Genomic DNA, 633 nt, shown 5'->3' on the forward strand with positions numbered 1-633 from the left:
GTTGGCAAGCGGATCAAAGAAATATTTTTCTGGGATAGAGCGGGTGTCTTCGGTCAGATATGGATTTTCAAGATCGATAATAGTTCGCTCTGAAAGGTTGGCCCGTGAGAGCGCCATTCTTACTTCGGAGTCTTCGAAAAAGAGTTTCTCATAGGTGCCATCAGCGAAAATTTCTTCAACCACTTCTGTGATGTGTTGCTGAAGTTTTGTGTTTTCTTTTTGGACAAAGAGCATATATGGCATGCGATAGCGGAGCATGACATGACTATCAACAGCTAAAGGTAGTTCTGGGTATGATTGCATTTCTGCAAATGGTTCCATGACACCACGAGCAAACAAGTGGCACCGATTACCAGCAAGCATCATCTCAAAAATATTTGGATATTTAAGCGATTTAGCGGTTTTTATACCATTGGCATCAAGAATGAATGTGTCTGGCCATGTTTTCCCTGAACAAACTTTAAAGCGCGTGAAATCCGCTTTAGATCTTACGTTTGCGAGTAATTGTTTATCTTTTTCATGAATTAATCCGATTCGCATACCAAGCATTCCTCGATATATAGGGAACAATATTGGAGCAAAGCGTTTTTCCATGTCGAGACTGGTCGCTGACCAATAAAGGTCAATCTCTCC

General features: G+C 41.2%; 1 pseudogene. It reads right to left on the reverse strand.

Features of this window, described 5'->3' with window-relative positions:
• A pseudogene (locus AB4486_RS23780) lies at nucleotides 1-540 on the reverse strand (ABC transporter substrate-binding protein); the annotation flags it as partial.
• Nucleotides 541-633: the final 93 nt, after the last annotated feature.

The sequence above is a fragment of the Vibrio sp. 10N.222.55.C6 genome (assembly GCF_041473395.1).
Classification (GTDB): Bacteria; Pseudomonadota; Gammaproteobacteria; order Enterobacterales; family Vibrionaceae; genus Vibrio; species Vibrio crassostreae_C.